The organism is Saccharopolyspora taberi (genome assembly GCF_039534165.1).
Taxonomy (GTDB): Bacteria; Actinomycetota; Actinomycetes; order Mycobacteriales; family Pseudonocardiaceae; genus Saccharopolyspora_D; species Saccharopolyspora_D taberi.
Map to the genome: position 1 here is coordinate 62,154 of NZ_BAAAUX010000029.1, position 18,282 is coordinate 80,435.

General features: G+C 71.7%; 20 protein-coding genes. 7 read left to right on the forward strand and 13 right to left on the reverse strand.

The features are described from left to right. The first annotated feature begins 58 nt into the window (after nt 1–58). Together ABD691_RS29155 and ABD691_RS29160 are read left to right on the forward strand one after the other, a co-directional pair. A complete protein-coding gene (locus ABD691_RS29155; RefSeq protein WP_344685176.1) occupies nt 59–1,642 on the forward strand; it encodes an ABC transporter transmembrane domain-containing protein in 1,584 nt (527 codons plus the stop codon). Next, the gene (locus ABD691_RS29160; RefSeq protein WP_344685177.1) at nt 1,642–3,396 is read left to right on the forward strand and encodes an ABC transporter ATP-binding protein; all 1,755 of its coding nucleotides are present in this window, start codon (nt 1,642–1,644) and stop codon (nt 3,394–3,396) included. The genes ABD691_RS29155 and ABD691_RS29160 overlap by 1 nt, the downstream gene beginning before the upstream one ends. Here ABD691_RS29160 and ABD691_RS29165 read toward each other — a convergent pair. The 4 genes from ABD691_RS29165 to ABD691_RS29180 form a co-directional block, all read right to left on the reverse strand. Further along, complete coding sequence (locus ABD691_RS29165; RefSeq protein WP_344685179.1) at nt 3,393–3,986, reverse strand: TetR/AcrR family transcriptional regulator; 594 nt, start codon at nt 3,984–3,986, stop codon at nt 3,393–3,395. The two genes, ABD691_RS29160 and ABD691_RS29165, sit on opposite strands and share 4 nt — an antisense overlap. 23 nt (nt 3,987–4,009) lie before the next feature. After that, nucleotides 4,010–4,333, reverse strand: coding sequence for a DMT family transporter (locus ABD691_RS29170; protein WP_344685181.1), 324 nt, complete (start codon nt 4,331–4,333; stop codon nt 4,010–4,012). A 464-nt stretch (nt 4,334–4,797) separates the two neighbouring features. Further along, entirely contained in the window at nt 4,798–5,463 is a 666-nt protein-coding gene (locus tag ABD691_RS29175) for a hypothetical protein (protein WP_344685182.1), read from the reverse strand. A gap of 14 nt (nt 5,464–5,477) precedes the next feature. Continuing rightward, on the reverse strand, nt 5,478–5,996 hold the full coding sequence (locus tag ABD691_RS29180) for a SigE family RNA polymerase sigma factor (protein WP_344685185.1): 519 nt from the start codon (nt 5,994–5,996) through the stop codon (nt 5,478–5,480). A gap of 260 nt (nt 5,997–6,256) precedes the next feature. On the opposite strand from ABD691_RS29180, the gene ABD691_RS29185 reads away from it, so the two are divergent. Both ABD691_RS29185 and ABD691_RS29190 read left to right on the forward strand, forming a co-directional pair. Then, the gene (locus tag ABD691_RS29185; protein WP_425565188.1) at nt 6,257–7,264 is read left to right on the forward strand and encodes a threonine aldolase family protein; all 1,008 of its coding nucleotides are present in this window, start codon (nt 6,257–6,259) and stop codon (nt 7,262–7,264) included. Further along, the gene (locus ABD691_RS29190) at nt 7,261–7,860 is read left to right on the forward strand and encodes an HAD family hydrolase (protein WP_344685189.1); all 600 of its coding nucleotides are present in this window, start codon (nt 7,261–7,263) and stop codon (nt 7,858–7,860) included. Before ABD691_RS29185 ends, ABD691_RS29190 begins: the two co-directional genes overlap by 4 nt. A gap of 184 nt (nt 7,861–8,044) precedes the next feature. Here the strand turns inward: ABD691_RS29190 and ABD691_RS29195 are convergent, their stop codons facing one another. Beyond that, complete coding sequence (locus ABD691_RS29195; RefSeq protein ID WP_344685191.1) at nt 8,045–8,206, reverse strand: hypothetical protein; 162 nt, start codon at nt 8,204–8,206, stop codon at nt 8,045–8,047. A 254-nt stretch (nt 8,207–8,460) separates the two neighbouring features. Between ABD691_RS29195 and ABD691_RS29200 the strand changes: the two genes are divergently transcribed. Then, nucleotides 8,461–9,132, forward strand: a complete 672-nt coding sequence (locus ABD691_RS29200; protein WP_344685192.1) for an esterase/lipase family protein — start codon at nt 8,461–8,463, stop codon at nt 9,130–9,132. A 55-nt stretch (nt 9,133–9,187) separates the two neighbouring features. On the opposite strand, the gene ABD691_RS29205 is transcribed toward ABD691_RS29200, so the two are convergent. From ABD691_RS29205 to purD, 4 genes are all read right to left on the reverse strand, one after another. Further along, on the reverse strand, nt 9,188–10,351 hold the full coding sequence (locus ABD691_RS29205; protein ID WP_344685194.1) for a pyridoxal phosphate-dependent aminotransferase: 1,164 nt from the start codon (nt 10,349–10,351) through the stop codon (nt 9,188–9,190). Nucleotides 10,352–10,584: 233 nt separating this feature from the next. Beyond that, nucleotides 10,585–11,829 (reverse strand): transglycosylase SLT domain-containing protein, encoded by a 1,245-nt coding sequence (locus ABD691_RS29210; RefSeq protein ID WP_344685196.1) that lies wholly within the window; start codon nt 11,827–11,829, stop codon nt 10,585–10,587. A 34-nt stretch (nt 11,830–11,863) separates the two neighbouring features. Continuing rightward, the gene (locus ABD691_RS29215) at nt 11,864–12,166 is read right to left on the reverse strand and encodes a hypothetical protein (protein ID WP_344685198.1); all 303 of its coding nucleotides are present in this window, start codon (nt 12,164–12,166) and stop codon (nt 11,864–11,866) included. Nucleotides 12,167–12,310: 144 nt separating this feature from the next. Then, nucleotides 12,311–13,567, reverse strand: a complete 1,257-nt coding sequence (gene purD / locus ABD691_RS29220) for a phosphoribosylamine--glycine ligase (protein WP_344685200.1) — start codon at nt 13,565–13,567, stop codon at nt 12,311–12,313. A 251-nt stretch (nt 13,568–13,818) separates the two neighbouring features. On the opposite strand from purD, the gene ABD691_RS29225 reads away from it, so the two are divergent. Then, the gene (locus ABD691_RS29225; RefSeq protein ID WP_344685202.1) at nt 13,819–14,928 is read left to right on the forward strand and encodes a glycerophosphodiester phosphodiesterase; all 1,110 of its coding nucleotides are present in this window, start codon (nt 13,819–13,821) and stop codon (nt 14,926–14,928) included. A 52-nt stretch (nt 14,929–14,980) separates the two neighbouring features. Here ABD691_RS29225 and ABD691_RS29230 read toward each other — a convergent pair whose 3' ends face one another. The 3 genes from ABD691_RS29230 to ABD691_RS29240 form a co-directional block, all read right to left on the reverse strand. After that, entirely contained in the window at nt 14,981–15,622 is a 642-nt protein-coding gene (locus tag ABD691_RS29230; RefSeq protein WP_344685204.1) for a YdcF family protein, read from the reverse strand. A gap of 14 nt (nt 15,623–15,636) precedes the next feature. Next, a complete protein-coding gene (locus tag ABD691_RS29235; protein WP_344685206.1) occupies nt 15,637–16,038 on the reverse strand; it encodes a hypothetical protein in 402 nt (133 codons plus the stop codon). Between the two features lie 79 nt (nt 16,039–16,117). After that, entirely contained in the window at nt 16,118–16,501 is a 384-nt protein-coding gene (locus ABD691_RS29240) for a helix-turn-helix domain-containing protein (protein ID WP_344685208.1), read from the reverse strand. Between the two features lie 16 nt (nt 16,502–16,517). On the opposite strand from ABD691_RS29240, the gene ABD691_RS29245 reads away from it, so the two are divergent. Continuing rightward, nucleotides 16,518–16,796 (forward strand): hypothetical protein, encoded by a 279-nt coding sequence (locus ABD691_RS29245; protein WP_344685209.1) that lies wholly within the window; start codon nt 16,518–16,520, stop codon nt 16,794–16,796. A 182-nt stretch (nt 16,797–16,978) separates the two neighbouring features. Here the strand turns inward: ABD691_RS29245 and ABD691_RS29250 are convergent, their stop codons facing one another. Continuing rightward, nucleotides 16,979–18,280, reverse strand: a complete 1,302-nt coding sequence (locus ABD691_RS29250; RefSeq protein ID WP_344685211.1) for a DUF2637 domain-containing protein — start codon at nt 18,278–18,280, stop codon at nt 16,979–16,981. Between the last annotated feature and the right edge of the window lie 2 nt (nt 18,281–18,282).

The following is an 18,282-nucleotide window of genomic DNA, read 5'->3' on the forward strand; positions in this document are numbered from 1 at the left end:
GGCCTGCCGCAAAATCAGTCGCTCGCGGACTCGGCCCGCGGCTACCGTCGGCCGCACCATGACTGCACTCGACACCCGCGGTCCCACCCGCTTCCTCTGGTCGGTGCTGGTGCGCCGCAAGGGATTGCTGGCCGCGTCCGTGCTGACCGGCGCGCTCTGGATGCTGCCGAGCGCGCTGATGCCGATCGCGATCGGCAACGCCATCGACGCCGGGATCCGCCCCGGTGACGGCGGCGCGCTGCTGGGCTGGCTGCTGGCCGTGATCGGGCTCGGGCTGGTGCAGACGGCGAGTTCGAGCGGCCTGTCCTGGACCGCGGACACGCTGTGGTTCCGCGGCGCCTCCGACACCCAGCGGGTCGCGCTCGACCACGTGGCCCGGCTCGGCGCCACGCTGACCCGCCGGACCCGCGCGGGCGAGGTCGTCGCGATCAGCTCGTCGGACATCTACCAGGTGGCGAACCTGTGCGGGGTCGTCGGCCGGGCCGCCGGGTCGCTGGTCGCGTTCCTGGCCGCGGCGGTGGCGGTGCTGCTGCTCTCACCGGTGCTGGGGCTGGTGGTGCTGATCGGCGTGCCGCTGGCCACGCTCGGCATCGGGCCGCTGCTGGCGCCGCTGCGCCGCCGCGAGGACGCCCAGCGCGAACGGCTGACCGACCTGAGCGCGCTGGCCTCCGACATCGTGTCCGGCCTGCGGATCCTGCGCGGGGTCGGCGGGGAGTCGCGGTTCCACCGGCGGTTCACCGAAGCCAGCCAGCAGGTGCGCGCGGCGGGTGTGGCGGCGGGCCGGGTGGCCTCGTGGCTGGCGGCGGCCGAGATCCTGCTGCCCGGGCTGGTGACGGTGCTGGTCACCTGGCTCGGCGCGCGGCTGGCGCTGTCCGGCTCGATCAGCGTCGGCGAGCTGGTCGCCTTCTACGGCGTGTCGGCGTACCTGGTGGTCCCCGTTCGCACCGCGAGCGAGGCCGCTTACACCTACGCCGGGGCGCAGGTGGCCGCCAGGCACGTCTGCACGCTGCTCGCGATCAGGCCGGAGATCGAACCGCCCGCGAACCCCAAGCCGCTGCCCGCCGGTGCGCTGTCGCTGTCCGACGAGACCAGCGGGCTGGAGATAGAGGCCGGAGTGCTGACGGTGATCGACGCGGGCGCCGACGGCGAGGCGCTCGCCGAGCGGCTGAGCCTGCACCGGCGGGACGGCCGGGTGCTGGCGGGCGGCGTCGCGCTGGACGAGGCCGACCCCGCCGAGGTGCGTCGCCGGATCCTGTTGGCGCACAACCAGGATCTGCTGTTCTCGGGCCCGCTGCGGGCCGAACTCGACCTCGGCTCGGCCGTGGACGTCGACACCGCGCTGCACGCCGCCGACGCGCACGACGTGGTCGAGGCGCTGCCCGCGGACGCGATGCTCGACGAGCGCGCGCGGTCGCTGTCCGGCGGTCAGCGGCAGCGGTTGCTGCTGGCCCGCGCGCTGTGCGCGGACGCGGACGTCCTCGTGCTCGACGAGCCGACCTCGGCGGTCGACGCGCACACCGAGGCGCGGATCGTGCGGCGGGTCCGCGACCTGCGCGCGGGACGCACCACGGTCGTGCTCAGCCAGAGTCCACTGTGGAGCAAAGCGGCCGACAGGACCGTGGTGCTGGGAGGAATCCGCTGATGGACACCCATCTGCCGATCGCGGACCGGGCCGCCGTGCGCGGCTGGATCGGGCGGACCGCCCGCGCCTACCGGGGCCGCTACCTGGCGCTGCTGGCGTTGTTCGGGCTGTCGACCGTGGTCGGCCTGGTCGGCCCGCAGGTCCTCGGCATGCTCGTGGACTCGGTCGTCAACGGCACCTCGACGCTGCGCGTGGACGTGCTCGCCGCGGTGTTCCTCGCGGTCCTGGTGTTTGAGGCGGTGCTGACGCGGGCGGCGTGGATGCGCGCGGTGCTGCTCGGCGAACAGCTGCTGGCGCGCTCGCGCGAGGAGGTCGTCGGGAACGCGCTTCGGCTGCCGCTGAGCACCATCGAGGCCGCCGGGACCGGTGACCTGCTCAGCCGTTCCACGACCGACGTCGACCGGCTCGACCACACGGTCCGCGAGGCCGTCCCCGAGATCGCCGTCGCGCTGATCACTCTGGTGCTGACCACGATCGCCATGGTCGCCACCTCGCCGCTGCTGGCCGCCGGGATGCTCGTCGCGGTCCCGCTGATCGTGCTCAGCACCCGCTGGTACCTGCCGCGGGTGCGGCCGGTGCTGGAGCGGACGCTTTCGTCGTGGGCCGACGTGCAGTCCAGCACGCACGAATCGGTCGAGGGCGCCCGCACGGTCGAGTCGCTGCGGCTGGCCGAGCGGCGCATCGCGCACAACGAACGCGTCCTCGGCGCGGCCGTGGACTCCGAGCGCAGGCAGCGGAACCTGATCGCGATCTGGCTGCCGTTCCTGGGGATGTCGTACGTGCTGCCGATCGCGGCGATCCTGCTGATCGGCGGCTGGGCGCACCAGTCGGGGCTGGTCGCGCTGGGCACGATCACCACGGTCGTGCTCTACGCCCAGGCGATGGTCGACCCGCTGGACGAGCTGCTCGCGTGGATCGACGAGCTCCAGATCGGCGGTGCGGCGCTGCGCCGGATCCTCGGCGTCGGCCGGGGAGACCCGGAGGTGGAAGCGACCGACCCGGCCGACGACCAGGACCGCACGCGGGACCTGGTGGTGCGCGGAGCGCGGTTCTCCTACCGGGAGGGTGCCGAGATCCTGCACGGCGTGGACCTGAAGGTCGCCGCCGGGCAGCGGCTGGTGATCGTCGGCCCGTCCGGCGCGGGCAAGTCCACGCTGGGCAGGCTGATCGCCGGGGTGAACCGGCCGGACTCCGGTTCGGTGGCCTTCGGCGGCACCGAGGTCACCTCGATGCCGACCGACCGGCTGCGCCGCGAGGTCGTCCTGCTCACCCAGGAGCACCACGTGTTCGCGTGCTCGCTGCGGGAGAACCTGTCGCTGCCCGCCGACGCCGAGCGCAGCGACGAGCAGCTGCTCTCGGCGCTGGAGACGGTCGGTCTCGCCGACTGGGTGGACCGGCTGCCCTCGGGGTTGTCGACCACGCTCGGCGCGGGCGGGCACCCGGTGCCCGCGGCGGTGGCGCAGCAGATCGCGCTCGCGCGCGTGCTGCTGGCCGACCCGCACACGCTCGTGCTCGACGAAGCGACCTCGCTGCTGGACAACGCCGCTTCGCGGGACCTGGAGAAGTCGTTGTCGACGCTGCTGTCCGGTCGGACCGTCATCGCGATCGCGCACCGGCTGCACACCGCGCGCAGCGCCGACCAGGTCGCGGTGATGGAGGAGGGCCGGATCGTCGAGCTCGGCACTCACGACGAGCTGCTTGCCGCAGGAGGTTCCTACGCCGCGCTGCACCGCGCCGCGGGGGCGCCTGCTTAGGGACTTTGCTCCAGGTGGGCGCTGAGCATCCGCCGGGCGGCGCCGCGGGGGTCGGGGTCGCTCTCGATCAGGGCGTTGACCACCGAGCCGTCGACGAGCGCGAACAGGTAGCGCACGTGTTCGCGGCCGGCCTCGGCCCCGCTGCGCGCGAGGATCTCGGCCACGAGTTGCTGGAGTTCGGCGGTCAGCTCCCGGATCAGCGGCGCCAGGTAGGGGCGGCGGGGCGTGCCGACCAGGCGCTCGTAGCGCAGCAGCACCGGTTCGACGCCGCCGTGCCTGGACTCGGTGCCCAGCAGCAGGTCCAGGATCAGCTCGACGACCGTGCCGGTGTCGCGGCGGGCGTCGGCCAGCGCGTCGAGCTGGGCGCGTCCGGCCGCGAGCTCCTGGCGGGCCTCGTGCTCGACCGCCGCGCCGACCAGGTCGTCGAGGCTGGAGAAGTAGTAGGTGGTGGACGCCAGCGGCAGCCCGGCCCGCTCGGCCACGGCGCGATGCCGGATCGCGTCGAAGCCGCCTTCGGCCAGCAGCTGCCCGGCGGCCACCACCAGCGCCTGCCGTCGCCGCTCGCCCTTGGGGGTACTGGCCGCAGTCATGGTCGCCGATCCTATTCGGCGGATCAGTGCCCGCCACCGCTGAGGTTGAGCCCGACCACACCGGCGGCGATCAGCACGATCGAGACGATCTTGAACACCGAGACGCCGTCGCCGAGCCAGACCATGCCGATGATCGCGGTCAGCGCCGCACCGATGCCGACCCACACGGCGTAGGCGGGTCCGACGGGCAGCGTCCGCATCGCCCACGCCAGCCCGGCGAAGCTGCCCGCGGCCAGCACGGCGAACCACACCGTGGGCCACAGCCTGCTGAAGCCGTCGGACATCTTGAGCGCGATGGCCCACCCGGCTTCCAGCATGCCGGACAGCATCAACACGACCCAGGCCATCTCCGGTCACCTCTCATCCGGGGAACTGGTACCAACGTACCTAAATATTGGTACGTGGGTACCATTTTGGTGACCGACCGCACCTGGGGCGGGAAGGTGGAGGTGGCTGGGGCTGGGGCTGGGGCTGGGCCAGAGCCGGGGCTGGTGGCGGCAAGGGTCAGGACCGGCGGCGACCAGGGCGAGACCCGGCGGCGACCAAGGCCAGACCCGGCCGTCAACTCCTCAGAGCCCGCGGGCGTCCTTCAGACCCGCGGCCACCCGGCAAGCCGCGCCCGTCCACCACTCAGGCCAACGGCCGTCCTCAGACCCGCCGCGCACTCCCCGCCGGCCGTCCCACAGCGCCATCGCCACGGCCGCAAACCGGCAGCCGTCCTCAGACCCGCCACCAACTCCACGTCGACTGACCTACAGCACCGCGGCCACGCCGCAAACCCACGGCCATCCTCAGACCCGCCGCCAACCCGTCAGAGCCGCGGAGCGAGCCCGTCCGCGATGGCGACCAGGCGCGCACCGAACGGCGCCGCCGTGGCCCCGTCCGGATCGCTGCGCACGGTCAGCACGTCACCGCTGCCCGCGTGCCGCACGACCTGCTCGGTGCCGTCCGGGCGGCGCACCTCGGTCGGCTTCGCCTGCTCCGGCGCCACCGCGGAAGCCGGGCTGAGGATCACGCTGACGTTGCCCGCGGCCGGTCCCTCGCTGACCGCGAACCCGGCCGACTTCGACCCCGACGGGCACGGCCCGCTGGCAGGCACCGACGGCCGCCCCGCGGCCTCCGGCAGCTCGGCGGCCAGCGCCCCGGCCAGGGCCGAGTCCGGCGTTCCGCACCCGGAGCGCGAGTTCGGGTCGCCCATGACGATCGGGCCGTTGGTCTTCGGGACGTTCTCGGTCCGCACCTCGGGCGTCTCCGGTGTGGACGCCAGCTGGCTCTCCTGACCGCCGAACATCCCGGTCCCGACCCCGACGCCGACGAACAGCGCCGCCGCCGCGACCACCGATCCGCCCGCCGCGGCCGTCCGGCGGCGCGCCGTCACCCGGCGCGCGCCCCGCGCGACGTCGGCCTCGTCGAAAGACGCCGGGGGGACCGACTGCACCGCGTCGCGGAACAGCTCCTCAAGCTTGCGCTCGTCCACCTACCCGCACCTCCTCACAACGCCGACCGCAGGTCGCCGAGCTGGTCACCGAGGGCCTCCCGCAGGGCGGACAGCCCACGCGCGCACTGGCTCTTCACCGTGCCCTCGCTGCACTTCATGACCTCGGCGACCCCCGCGACGTCGAGCCCCTCCAGGAACCGCAGGACGAGCACCGCCCGCTGCTTGGTCGGCACCTTCTGCAGGCCGGCGAGCAGCGTCTGCCTGGTGGCCACCGCGTTCTCCACGTCGCCGGCGGCCGACGGCGCGTCCGGCAGCACCTCGGTCGAGCGCTCCCGGCGCCACGGCCGCCGGGACTCGTCGATCACCGCCCTGGTCAGGGTGCGCCGGACGTAGGCGTCGAGGGCCCCCTTGTCCCGGACCTTGCGCCAGTGCCGGTGCAGCGCGATGAACGCGGTCTGGGCGAGATCGTCCGCGCGGTGCCAGTCACCGCACATCATGTACGCCATCCGACGCACCGCCTCCCGCCGAGCCACGAAGTACTCCGCGAACTCCTGCTCTTCGCGTTGGTCCACGCGGAACTCTCCGCTCGTCCGTGCTGCCACTGGTTGGACGGAACGCCCGGCCCCCACGGTTGCACGCGGGATGCCGCCGATCCAGCTTCCTGAGCCTGCCATTGAACCCGCCCCGCGCGAAGGGCGGCCTCAGCGGTCGCCGCGCAGGTCGACCGGGGCGTTCACACCCGGATTCATACCGAAGCCCGGCTCGCGTTCACCCACCGGGCCGTTTCCCCGTCGGGGCCCCGGTGTGGTGTGATCGGTTCGTGACCAAACCGGTGGCCATCGATCTCCGATCCGACACGGTCACGCGTCCCGACGAGAAGATGTCCGCGGCGATGGCCGCGGCCGAGGTCGGCGACGACGTGCTGGACCACGACCCGACGATGCGCGCGCTGGAGGAGCGGGTGGCCGGCCTGCTCGGCACCGACGCGGCGCTGTGGGTGCCCAGCGGCACCATGGGCAACCTGATCGCCCTGTCCCTGCACCTCCAGCGCGGCGACCGGTTCCTCGCCCCGCGCGGCGCGCACGTGCTCGACCACGAGCTCGGCACCGCGGCGTGGCTCGCGGGCGGGATGCCGCAGGCGCTGGAGTGGAACGCCGGACCCGGCAGGCCCACCGCCGACCTGGTCCGCTCGCTGCGCGGCCGGAGCACCCGCTACGACGCCCTGCACACGACGCTGCTGTGCCTGGAGAACACGCACAACAGCGCGGGCGGCTCGGTGGTCCCGCCGCACGAGCACGCGCAGCTCGCCGCCGCCGCGCGCGACGGCGGCCTGCGGGTCCACCTCGACGGCGCCCGCATCTGGAACGCGGCGGTGGCGCTGGAGGTGCCGCCCGCCGCGCTGACCGTCGGCGTGGACACCGTGCAGGCGTGCCTGAGCAAGGGCCTCGGCGCGCCGGTCGGCTCGGTCGTGGCGGGGACCGCGGAGTTCGTCACCGAGGCGCGCCGGATGCGCAAGATGCTCGGCGGCGGCGTCCGGCAGGGCGGGGTGCTCGCCGCGGCGGGCCTGGTCGCGCTGGACCGGATCGACTCCCTGGCCACCGACCACGAGAACGCGCGGCTGCTGGCCGACGGGCTCGCCGAACGCGGCTGGGACGTCACCACCCCGCAGACCAACATCGTGCTGGCCGCGGTCCCCGACACCGGCCGGACGCTGGAGCGGCTGCGCCGGGCGGGGGTGCTGGCGGTGCCGATGAACGGGCAGGTCCGCTTCGTCACCCACCGCGACGTCGGCCGCGACGACATCGAGGACGCCCTGCGGCGGCTGGGCAAGCCGTCATGAAGTGGGTGGTGTTCGACTACGGCGAGGTGATCAGCGAGCCCACCCCGGCGCTGCCCGCGCTCGCCGGGATGCTGGGCGTGGACGCCGACGAGTTCGCGCGCGCCTACTACGCCGAGCGCGTCGCCTACGACCGCGGCTGCACCGACCTGGAGTTCTGGCACGCGGTGGCCGCGCACTTCGGGGCCGCGCCGGACGACTCGCTGGTCAACGCGCTGACCGGGCACGACATCGTCGGCTGGCTGCACATAGACGCGGAGGCGGTGCAGCTGATCGAGGACCTGGACCGCGCCGGGGTGCCGCTCGCGGTGCTGTCCAACGCGCCGTCGTCGTTCGGGCGGGCCGTCGAGCAGCAGCCCTGGGCCGGGCACTTCCAGCACCTGGTCTTCTCCGGTGACCTGGAGGTGGTCAAGCCGGACGAGGCGATCTACCGGGCGCTGCTGGACGTGCTGGGCGCCCGGCCCGCCGAGTGCCTGTTCTTCGACGACCGGCAGGACAACGTCGACGCCGCGATCCGGGCCGGCCTGCACGCGTCGATCTGGCAGGGCGCGGCAGCGGCCCGCCGGGAACTGGCGGCGCGGGGCCTGCTCACTCTTTGAAGCGGCGCCAGCCGCTTAGCCCACCCGAGCACGGCGACCGACTGCGGGTTCTCAGGCGTTCGCTGGCGAGGACAGCTTTTTCCGTCGTATTGGACATACGTCGGAAAAAGATTCCGGAGCCAGCGGACGCCTGAGGTTCCGCCACCCGCACCGCCACGCAAGCCGCGGGCTCGCGACAATGAGGTCACTTGAGCTGCTTGCGGTCCTTTGCCCAGCCGAGCGCCGCTGTCGCGACGAACAGCACGCCGCCGATCACCGCGAGCCAGAACAGGCCCTTGATCACGACGCCCGCCACCGAGATCACGAGCCAGATCAGCAGCAGCGCGCCGATGACTTTCCACAACATGTGCAAGCACCTCTAACCCGGCCCCGGACGGGGCCACGGCTCCAGCGTGCCAGACCGCGGCACGCGGATGACCTGGTCGAAGCGACATTCGGGGAAATATCAGGGTTCTCGGGGTAGCACCGCGTTGCCCCACAAGAAGTAACCGAGGTCACAGCACGGACACATTGACCGGGCGCGCTGAAACTCCCCGATCACATGCTCGTTCTCCAGGCATGCCGGCAAAGGTGCCGGTGTCCGTTGGAGAGAGGGTGAGCATGCGCTCCGCACGTTGGATCCTGACCGCCGTCGCCGCGCTGACCTCCGTCACAGCACTGGCCGCCCCACCGGCCACCGCCGCCCCCGCCGACCCCGATCCGGTGATTTTCGTGCACGGCTGGAACGGCGGCGCCTGGAACTGGAACGACATGGTCTCCGACTTCAAGGCGGCCGGGTACGCCGACGACCGGCTCATCGCCTGGGACTACGACCACACCCAGTCCAACAAGACCACCGCGGAGGAGCTCTCGACCCTCGTCGGCGAAACCCTCGCCGCCACCGGAGCCGAGAAGGTCGACATCATCACGCACTCCATGGGCGGCCTGAACTCCCGCTGGTACCTGAAGTTCCTCGGCGGCACCGCCAAGGTCGACGACTGGGTCTCCATCGGCGGCCCGAACCACGGAACCGAGGTCGCCGGCCTGTGCTTCGACACCTCCTGCGAGGAGATGCGCGTCGGCTCGGAGTTCCTCGGCCGGCTCAACGAGGGCGACGAAACCCCGGACGGGACCAACTACGGCACCTGGTGGTCGACCTGCGACGGGGTCATCAACCCGGCCGACAGCACGGTCGTCGACGGTGCCTCGAACACCCGGACCGGGTGCATCAACCACCTCGCCCTGCTCACCGACGACGGCGTGTCCCAGCAGGTCCGCGACTTCGTCGCCTGAAGACTCGCCTGGCGGGCGGCTCGCGGCGTGGTAGCCGTCCGCCAGGCGAACCCCCTCAGCGCAGCCAGGCCGCGATCCGGGCGAGCGCCTCGGTGATGTCGGCGGTGCTCCCGGCGAAGGACATCCGCACGAAGCGGTGCCCCTGCACCGGGTCGAAGTCGATGCCCGGGACCACCGCGACCCCGGTGTCGTCGAGCAGCCTGCGGCAGAAGTCCATCGAATCCCCGGCCAGGTGGCCGATGTCGGCGTAGACGTAGAAGGCGCCGTCGGCGGGCGCGACGCGGGTGATGCCCAGCTCGGCCAGCCCGGACAGCAGCAGCTCCCGGTTGGTCCGGTAGACGTCGACGTGCGCCTCGACCTCGGCGTAGCTCGCCGCCTCGAACGCGCCCAGCGCGCCGTACTGCGACAGCGCGGGCGGGCACAGCGTGAAGTTCCCGGTCAGCGAGTCGACCGCGCGCAGCAGCCGGGGCGGGACGAGCATCCAGCCCAGCCGCCAGCCCGTCATGCACCAGAGCTTCGAGAAGCTGTTCACGACGATCGCCTCGCGGGAGAACTCCCACGCGCAGTGCAGCGGCTCGGCGTAGCTGATGCCGTGGTACAGCTCGTCGCTGATCAGCCGGACGCCGTTGCGCTCGCACCAGACCGCCAGCTCGGCTAGCTCGTCGCGGCCGAGCACGGTGCCGGTCGGGTTGGCCGGGCTCGCCACGATCAGCCCGCGCACCGGCTCGTCGAGCGCTTCGAGCATCGCCACCGTCGGCTGGAACCGGGTGGACTCGTCGCAGGGCAGCTCGACGACCTCGCAGCCGAGGGCCCGCAGGATGTTGCGGTACGCGGGATACCCGGGACGCGCCAGCGCCACCCGGTCGCCCGCGTCGAACGCGGCGAGGAACGCGAGCAGGAATCCGCCGGAGGCGCCCGTGGTCACGACGACGTCGTCGCGCTCGACCGCCAGGCCGTAGGCGCGGTCGTAGTGCGACGCGATCGCGTCGCGGAGCTCGGCGAGGCCGAGCTGCTCGGTGTAGCCGAGCGCCTGCCGGTGCAGCGCGTCGGCGGCGGCTTCGCGGACCGCCTTCGGGGCGGGGCTGGAGGGCTGGCCCGCGGCCAGCGACACGACGTCACCGACCGCGCGCTGCCGGGCAGCGGCGGCCGAGACGACCTCCATCACGTGGAACGGCGGCACGTCGGCCCGGGCAGCAGCAGCGAAGGCGGAGTCGGACATGCCCACACCGTAAGCCAGCCGGGAACCCGCACCCCCAGCCCAGCCATCGTCCTCAAGCGGCGCAGCCGCTTAGCCCACCCGACCAACCGGCACCGCCGCGGGTTCTCAGGCGTTCGCTGGCGAGGACAGCTTTTTCCGTCGTATTGGACATACGTCGGAAAAAGATTCCGGAGCCAGCGGGCGCCTGAGGTTCCGCCACCCGCACCGCCACGCAAACCGCCGAAGCCCGCCGATCAATACCCCTGGTAACCGCCGCCGCCGGCCATCGACTTCAGCCCCGGATGCCCCTCGAACCCGCCGTAGCGGTCGAAGGTGTAGCGGACACCCGCGATGATGTTGTCGACCGGGTTGTAGATGTCGTCGTGCCCCGGCAGCTTGTGCGCCTGGAACGTCGGGTCGATGCACTGCATCAGGCCCTTCGACGGGGTGCCCTTGGCCGCGTTGGAGTCCCAGTTGTTGATGGCGTGCGGGTTGCCGCCGGACTCCTTCTCGATGATCTGCCAGATCTCGTCGATGTTCTCCTCGGTGACCGGGACGCCGTTGGCCTGGAGGATCTTGATGGCCTCCCGGATCCAGTCCTCGACGTTGCCCGGCGGCGGGCCGCCGGACGGCGGACCACCGCTCGGCCCGAGGCCGCCGGAACCGCCGCCGGAGCCACCGGAGTCCGCACCACCCGAACCCCCGGAGCCGGAACCGCCCGAGCCGCCGGAGCCGCCCGAGCCGGAACCGGAACCCCCAGCACCGGAACCGGACTCCGAACCACCGGCACCGCCCGCACCACCGGGCCCGGCGCCCTGCTGCTCGGTCGGCGCGGGCGCGGGCGCCGGGGTGATCTCCCAGTCGATCTTGCGCCCGGGCGCCGGCGTGAACGCCTGCTCGCCGGCCTTCGGCAGCTTCGAGAACACGCCGTCCAGCCCGCCCGCGGCCTTGCCGAGCTCCCCGTTGGCGCCGTTGAGACCCTCGTTCGCCTCGGAGATCTTGGTCCCGGCCTCCCGCGCGTGCTGCTCCATCGCGGTCTTGATCTTCTCGTCCCGCTCCTGCGCGGCGCGGTCCTTGGCGGCCTGGTCGTCCCCGGCCTTCTCGACGGCCTGCTGGTACTCCTGCTCCGCCCTGCGGGCGTCGGCCAGCGCGCGCTCGCCGATCGCGTTGACCGCGTCCTTGGCGGTGCTCACGACCTCGGCGGCCTTGTCCAGCGCCCTGGCCGCCGACTCCACGGCCTGCTTCGCCGCGTCGAACCCGCCGGTCAGCTTGCCCATGTAGCCGACGAACGCGTCCGCCGAGCCGCCTTCCCAGGCGCCGTCCAGACCGGTGACCGCGCGGCCGATCTCCTGGCCGCCCTCACCGGTCTTCGTCGCCGCGTCGCGCCACCGCTGACCGATCTCGCGGATGGCTTCCGGCTTGCTGTCCTCGATCTTGCGCAGGTGCTCGGCCAGGGCCGCGCCGCCCGGCTTGCCCGCTACCTCTCCAGAGATCCCCATGTCTACCCCGAAGTTTCCCCATGTCCCCGAATTCTCAGACCTTCATCGAGTCGGCGTTGGCCTGATCGATGTTGTCGACCGTGGTGCGGACCGCGTCCAGGGCGCCGCTGGCGCTGCGCAGCAGCTGCTCGGCGGCGTCGAACTGCTGCTTGGCGCTGCTGTCGAGGTTGGTGATCGCCGAGACGATGGTGCCCGCCGCGTCGAGCTTGCCGAAGATCGCCGCGTCGACGTGCTGGTTCTCGAACCCGTCCCCGATGGCGCCGACCGGACCAGCCTTGCCCTCCAGCGTCGAGCGGCAGTTCTCCAGCGCTTCCATGTTGTAACCGGCCTGGGTCACAAGCCCCTCCTCGCGTTCGACCGCCACTGTGATGGCGCGCGGAGCCGATCGGTTCCAGCGATCGCCATGATGGCCGAAAAATCCGCCTGGCGACCGGGATTTCCCGGAAATCGCCAGGCGGATTCACGCGAAACGCCCTGCGGGTCAGGGAATTCTGATCTCCCCGCGCGCCGCGCGCAGCGCGATGTCGGTGCGGTGGTGCGATCCGGGCAGGTGCACGGTGCCGACCCGCCGGTAGACCTCCTCGCGCGCGGCCTCCAGGTCCGCGCCGGTCGCGACCACCGACAGCACGCGGCCTCCGGCCGACAGCACGGCGCCGTCCTCCCGGCGGCGGGTGCCCGAGTGCAGCACGCCGCGGCCGTCGCCGCCGGTGATGACGTCGTCCACGCGCGGCCGCCCGGGGTAGCCCTCGGCGGCGATGACCACGGTCACCGCGGAACCGGGCTCCCACTCCAGCGGCGGCAGCTGGGCGAGCTCGCCGTGCGCGACGGCCTGGAACACCGACGCCAGCGGGGTCTTCAGCAGCGCAAGCACGGCCTGGGTCTCGGGGTCGCCGAAGCGGCAGTTGAACTCGATCACCTGCGGGCCGGACGAGGTCAGGGCCAGTCCCGCGTAGAGCAGCCCGGAGAACGGGGTGCCGCGCTTGGCCAGCTCGTCGACGGTGGGCTGCACGACGGTGCGCACCACGGTGTCGACCAGGTCGTCCGGCGCCCACGGCAGCGGCGCGTAGGCGCCCATGCCGCCGGTGTTGGGGCCGTGGTCGTCGTCGCCGACGCGCTTGAAGTCCTGGGCGGGAACCATCGGCACCACGGTCGTGCCGTCGACGAAGCAGAACAGCGACGCCTCCGGGCCGTCCAGGAACGACTCCAGCAGCACCGGGTGGCCGTCGTCGAGCAGCCGCATGGCGTGCGCCCGCGCGGCGTCGAAGTCGCCGCTGACCAGCACGCCCTTGCCGCCGGCGAGCCCGTCGTCCTTGACCACCCAGGTCGGGCCGAAGCGGTCGAGCGCGGCGTCGAGCTTGGCCGGGTTGTCGACGATCTCGCTGTGCGCGGTGGGGACCCCGGCGGAGAGCATCACGTCCTTGGCGAACGCCTTGGATCCCTCGATCCGGGCGGCGGCCTTCGACGGGCCGAAGCAGGCGATGCCCGCCGCGCGGCAGGCGTCGGCCGCGCCCGCGACCAGCGGGGTCTCCGGGCCGAACACGACGAGGTCGGCGCGCCAGGTCCGGGCCAGCTCCGCGACCTCGGCGGGCTTGGCGACGTCGACGCCGTAGGACTCGGCCATGGCGGCGGTCCCGGCGTTGCCCGGGGCGCAGGCGAGCGCGGTCACCGACGGGTCGCGGGACAGCGCCAGCACGATCGCGTGTTCCCGGCCACCGGCACCGATCACGAGGATTCGCACGGCCGCAGCGTAGAACTTCCGGCCTTCCAGGTGGTCCCTGCCCCCCGTTGAGATGTGTCGGATCGGACATTCGGCAGATGTTCACGTGATCGACACCCGCAGTGCACTGATCGGAAGCCGGAGCTGTGGGCCCGTGTTCACCGCCCGGTCGACTGCAGGTGGACGGGCCGTTGCCTGCACCGGATTGGGTCTTGACCGAGGCTGCCCCGGTTCGATCGGGCCGCGGCCCACGAGATCCAGATGGAGGTTCCATGATCCGGGCACGACTGACGGCGCTGGCCGTCGCAGGAGCGGCGGTGCTGGGCGCGGTGGCCCAGCTGCCAGCGTCCGCCGCTCCCGCCCATCCCGCCGAGGCAGACCGGATCGAGGTCTTCGGCCACCGCGGCGCATCCGGCTACCGGCCGGAGCACACGCTGGCCTCCTACGACCTGGCGGCGCGCACGGGTGCGGACTACATCGAGCCCGACCTGGTGCCCACCAAGGACGGCGTGCTGGTCGCGCGGCACGAGAACGAGATCAGCGGCACGACCGACGTCGCCCAGCGCCCGGAGTTCGCCGACCGCAGGACCACGAAGGTGGTCGACGGCGCGGAGCTGACCGGCTGGTTCACCGAGGACTTCACGCTGGCCGAGCTGAAGACCCTGCGAGCGATCGAGCGCATCCCGGACCTGCGCCCGAACAACACGATCTACAACGGGCGCTTCGAGGTCCCGACCTTCCAGGAGGTGCTGGACCTGCGGGCCCGGCTGTCCAAGGAGCTGGGCCGCGAGATCGGGATCGCGCCGGAGACCAAGCACCCCAGCTACTTCGCCCGCATCGGGCTGCCGCTGGAGCCGGGCGTGGTCGAGGCGCTGGACCGCAACGGCCTGAACCAGGAGAAGGCCAAGGTGGTGGTGCAGTCCTTCGAGGTCGCCAACCTCAAGCAGCTCAACGGGCCGCTCAAGGTGCGCCTGGTGCAGCTGATCAGCAACAGCGGCGCGCCGCAGGACTTCGTCGAGGCGGGCGACCCGCGCACCTACGCGGACATGGTGAAGCCGGAGGGCCTGAAGGAGATCGCGACCTACGCGGACGTGATCGGCCCGGACACCAAGGTCATCCTGCCGGTGGACGAGCAGGGCAACCTGACCGAGCCGACGACGGTCGTGGCGGACGCGCACGCCGCGGACCTGACGGTCGTGCCGTACACGGTGCGGGCGGAGAACAACTTCCTGCCCGCCGACTTCCGCTCGTCGGAGGACAAGGCGGCGTGGGGCGACGTGTTCGCCTTCCACCGCGCCCTGTTCGAGCAGGGCATCGACGGCGTCTTCGCCGACCACCCGGACATCGCCGTGCAGGCGCGGGACGAGTTCGCCGGGCGCTGAGCTCGGCCGACCGCGGGGCCTTCGGAGGATTCCGGAGGCCCCGCGGGGGGTTTCAGAGGAGCCGGCTGTCGAACCCGGCGCGCGCGAGCCGCTCGTAAGCGGAGTGCACATCGCGTGGCACGTGCTGTTCCACGGCGAAGCCGAGCCTCGGGTATTCGACGATCCGTTGCAGATCACCGACCAGCATGTCCACGACGAGCTTCCCGTCACCGATGGACTTGACGTAGTCGTCGAGCTCCAGCGACTCGGAAGCGCAGACGACATCGACTTCCGGCCACATCTTGCGGCACGTCGCGTAGGCGCGTCGCTCCATGTACGGCTTGGAGACCAGCAGCACGGATTCGACCTCTCCCAGCACTGCACGCGAGAACGCAATGTTCTGCCCGGTGTTCTTTGCTTCGGTTTCGATCAGGATCGCCTCGGCGGGGACACCGAGTTCCAGCGCGTGCTCACGGAAGTGAACGGCCTCGCCACGAGGAAAGCGCGCGGCCGTGGTCGGACTGTTGCCACCGCTGAACACCAGGACGGGGAACAACTCGGCCCGGTACAGCTCAGCCGCCCTTGCCGCCACACCCAGATCGTGGCTACCGAGACCGATCGCAGCCGAACACGGGCGCAGCTCGTGACTCATCTGGTGGTAGTCCCAGATCAGCTTCGCGTCGTCCCACTGCGCTTCACTGAGCACACCCGGCATCGGGCCTCCCGGTTTCACTTCGTTGACGCACTCGACGGCTCGCCGTACGACCGCCGGATGCCTTCGATGCTGCGCAGTTGGTGGCCCAGCCCGTAGCGCCCGGCCACCTGCGCTGCTCCGTCCAGGACGGATTGTCCGTAATCCCGTGTCGCCTCGTCGGACAGCAGGATGTGCCCGTGCGCGGTGTCCAGCCGCACGCGATGCAAGGGCGAGTCGGCGGTGGCGGCGGAACGCGCGATCTCGATGTGTCGAGCGGCTTGCACGAGGTCACCGATCCCGCGGTGGGCGAGCGCGATCTTCTGGTGCGCGACACACCAGTCCTCGGGCTCCGCGAGGTCCTCGAACTCGCGGGCGGCGGTCGTCATCACCTCGATCGCAGCGGCGTTGTTCCCGTTCTTGCTGAGCGCCGTTCCCACCCAAAGGAGGGCTCGGGCGCGATCGCGTCCGCTGAGTCGCTCATCCTTCGCCAGCTTCTCGTACCGCCGAGCAGAAGTCTCAAGCTGCCCTGTCATCGACGTTCTGCGGGGCGCACCGGCACAGCCACCGGTTCAGCAGGTTCTGCGCGAACGCGAAGTTCTGGCGGCTCAAGCACACGACGACCCGGTCGAGATCTTCCGTCCACGTCTCGTACTCGGCTGCGCGGGGCTTGGGAACATCGGCACGAACATTGGGCACCGCTGAGAGCAGCGCCTGGAAACGCTCCTGTGACGCCGCGTCAGCACGCGCGAGGGCGGTGTCGAGAACGGCTTGCGTGTCTGGTCGCGGAACAGTGTCCGCACCGAGCTGCTCCCATTTCGCCACCGTGCGCAGAGCGAGACCTAGGTGATCAGCGAATCCGCGCATGCTCATCCTGAGCGCAGCACACAGGACCGGAGTCATCGGAGGGAGAGGAACCTTGAGCGATCTGGACCTGGAAGCGTGGGTGGTGATCGATCGCTGCGCGATTGCCTACAACGTCTGTGCTGATGAGATCGAGTTCCGGATCGGCGACGGCGATCCGAATGTGTTCGAGCTCGTCACCTCGGAGTTCGGTTTGGAGAACCTGCTCGCCAAAGGCACAGAGGCGTTGCGCGCGTTCCGCGCCCAGCGGGTTGCTGGACATGCGTGCGGTTGCCTCTGCTCAGGCCACCCGGACATCGCCGTGCAGGCACGGGACGAGTTCGCAGGGCGCTGAGCTCGGCCGACCGCGGGGCCTTCGGAGGATTCCGGAGGCCCCGCGGGGGGTTTCAGTCCAGGCGCGGGGTTTTCAGTTCGCGGCGCCCGCGGGGCTTCAGTCCACGGGGCCCTGCGGGGCTTCGGTCCACGGGTCCCGCGGGGCTTCAGTCCATGGGCCCGCGGGGCTGTCCTGCGGGGGTTTCAGTCGACGCCGACCAGTTCTTCTTCGCGTGCGCGCTCGGCGCGGACCGCGGTGATCTGGCTCTGGCCCCAGCTCCGCGAGAAGCCGTAGCGGCGGCCGAGGGCCGAGCCGCTCAGCGGCTGGCCTTCTTCCAGGGAGCGGCGGTAGTCGCGGCGGGCCGCTTCGCGCTTTTCCTGGTCGGTCATCGGTTCTTGTTTGACCACCGGGAGGATTTCCGTTTTCTCGGATTCCTCGTTCGTCTTCCCGGGTTCTTCGTTCTCCGGCTGTTCCGACGCCTTCTGCTGGGCAGGTTCCGGCTCCGGGGCCTGGACCGGCTTCGGCTCGGGCTTCTGGGCCGATTCCTGCTCCGGTTCAGGCTCGGGCTTCGGTTCAGGCTCGGGGCTCGGCTCCTCGGCCGCCTTCGGCGCAGGCTCAGGTTCGGGCTCGGGCTCGGTCTCCTTCGCCACGACCGGCTCCGGGACCGACACCGCCTCGGGCTCGGGCTTCGCTTCCGGCTCCTCGACCGCCTTCGGCTCGGGCTCAGGCTCCCGCACCGGCTCCTGAGCCTTCTCGACCGGCCCTTCGACCGATGCCGTTGCCACAGCGGCACTTTCCACCGCAGCACTTTCCACCGCGGCACTTTCCGCCCCAAGCGCAGGCGCCGCCTTCGCCGCAGGCACCTCCGCCCGCGCCGACTGGTCCGCGACGGCCTCCACCACGGCATCCGACAGCGCGGGGCGCTCCGGCGCGGCGGAAACCTCGCCGACGTACGACGTCCCCAGCCCGGCTATCTCCGACACCGGAATGTCGGTCACCTGCTGCCGGAACGCGACCGACGTGCCGCCGCGGTCCACCAGCCAGCGCAGCGCCAGCAGGCCCGGCCGCAGCCGGAGGCGCCGCTTCCCGTGCCTCTCCTCGTAGTCCGCGCGCAGTTCCGCCAGCACCACGTCGAACACCGCGACCGCGGCGACCGGCAGGCCGGCCGCCACGATGCGCGCTTCCGGCGTCGTCTGGTGGATCCAGTTGATCCAGGAGCTGATCGCGGTGAAGATCCACATCAGCAGCCTGCCGCGCAGGGCGCTGCGGCCGTGGATCGACGCCCGGTAGGTGATCAGCGTGGCGCCGAAGGCGGCTCCGTCGAAGGTCGCCGGGATCAGCCAGGCCGACCAGTAGCTGAACCCGACCATCTGGTCCTGGCCGTAGGCGTGCAGGCCGACGAAGCTCGCGCCCCAGCCCATCACCGCCGCCAGCGCGACGAATCCCAGCGCCGCCCGGGAAAGCCACAGTCCTCTGCTCTTGCTCGTGCTCTGCTGATCGCTCAAGT

What these genes read in the sequence shown, in the direction of transcription:
- ABD691_RS29155 (WP_344685176.1), top strand. Translation starts at nt 59, where the DNA reads ATGACTGCACTCGACACCCGCGGTCCCACCCGCTTCCTCTGGTCGGTG.
- ABD691_RS29200 (WP_344685192.1), top strand. Translation starts at nt 8,461, where the DNA reads ATGCGCTCCGCACGTTGGATCCTGACCGCCGTCGCCGCGCTGACCTCC.
- ABD691_RS29165 (WP_344685179.1), bottom strand. Translation starts at nt 3,986, where the DNA reads ATGACTGCGGCCAGTACCCCCAAGGGCGAGCGGCGACGGCAGGCGCTG.
- ABD691_RS29240 (WP_344685208.1), bottom strand. Translation starts at nt 16,501, where the DNA reads ATGACTCCGGTCCTGTGTGCTGCGCTCAGGATGAGCATGCGCGGATTC.
- ABD691_RS29160 (WP_344685177.1), top strand. Translation starts at nt 1,642, where the DNA reads ATGGACACCCATCTGCCGATCGCGGACCGGGCCGCCGTGCGCGGCTGG.
- ABD691_RS29210 (WP_344685196.1), bottom strand. Translation starts at nt 11,829, where the DNA reads ATGGGGATCTCTGGAGAGGTAGCGGGCAAGCCGGGCGGCGCGGCCCTG.
- ABD691_RS29230 (WP_344685204.1), bottom strand. Translation starts at nt 15,622, where the DNA reads ATGCCGGGTGTGCTCAGTGAAGCGCAGTGGGACGACGCGAAGCTGATC.
- ABD691_RS29170 (WP_344685181.1), bottom strand. Translation starts at nt 4,333, where the DNA reads ATGGCCTGGGTCGTGTTGATGCTGTCCGGCATGCTGGAAGCCGGGTGG.
- ABD691_RS29225 (WP_344685202.1), top strand. Translation starts at nt 13,819, where the DNA reads ATGATCCGGGCACGACTGACGGCGCTGGCCGTCGCAGGAGCGGCGGTG.
- ABD691_RS29190 (WP_344685189.1), top strand. Translation starts at nt 7,261, where the DNA reads ATGAAGTGGGTGGTGTTCGACTACGGCGAGGTGATCAGCGAGCCCACC.
- ABD691_RS29195 (WP_344685191.1), bottom strand. Translation starts at nt 8,206, where the DNA reads ATGTTGTGGAAAGTCATCGGCGCGCTGCTGCTGATCTGGCTCGTGATC.
- ABD691_RS29205 (WP_344685194.1), bottom strand. Translation starts at nt 10,351, where the DNA reads ATGTCCGACTCCGCCTTCGCTGCTGCTGCCCGGGCCGACGTGCCGCCG.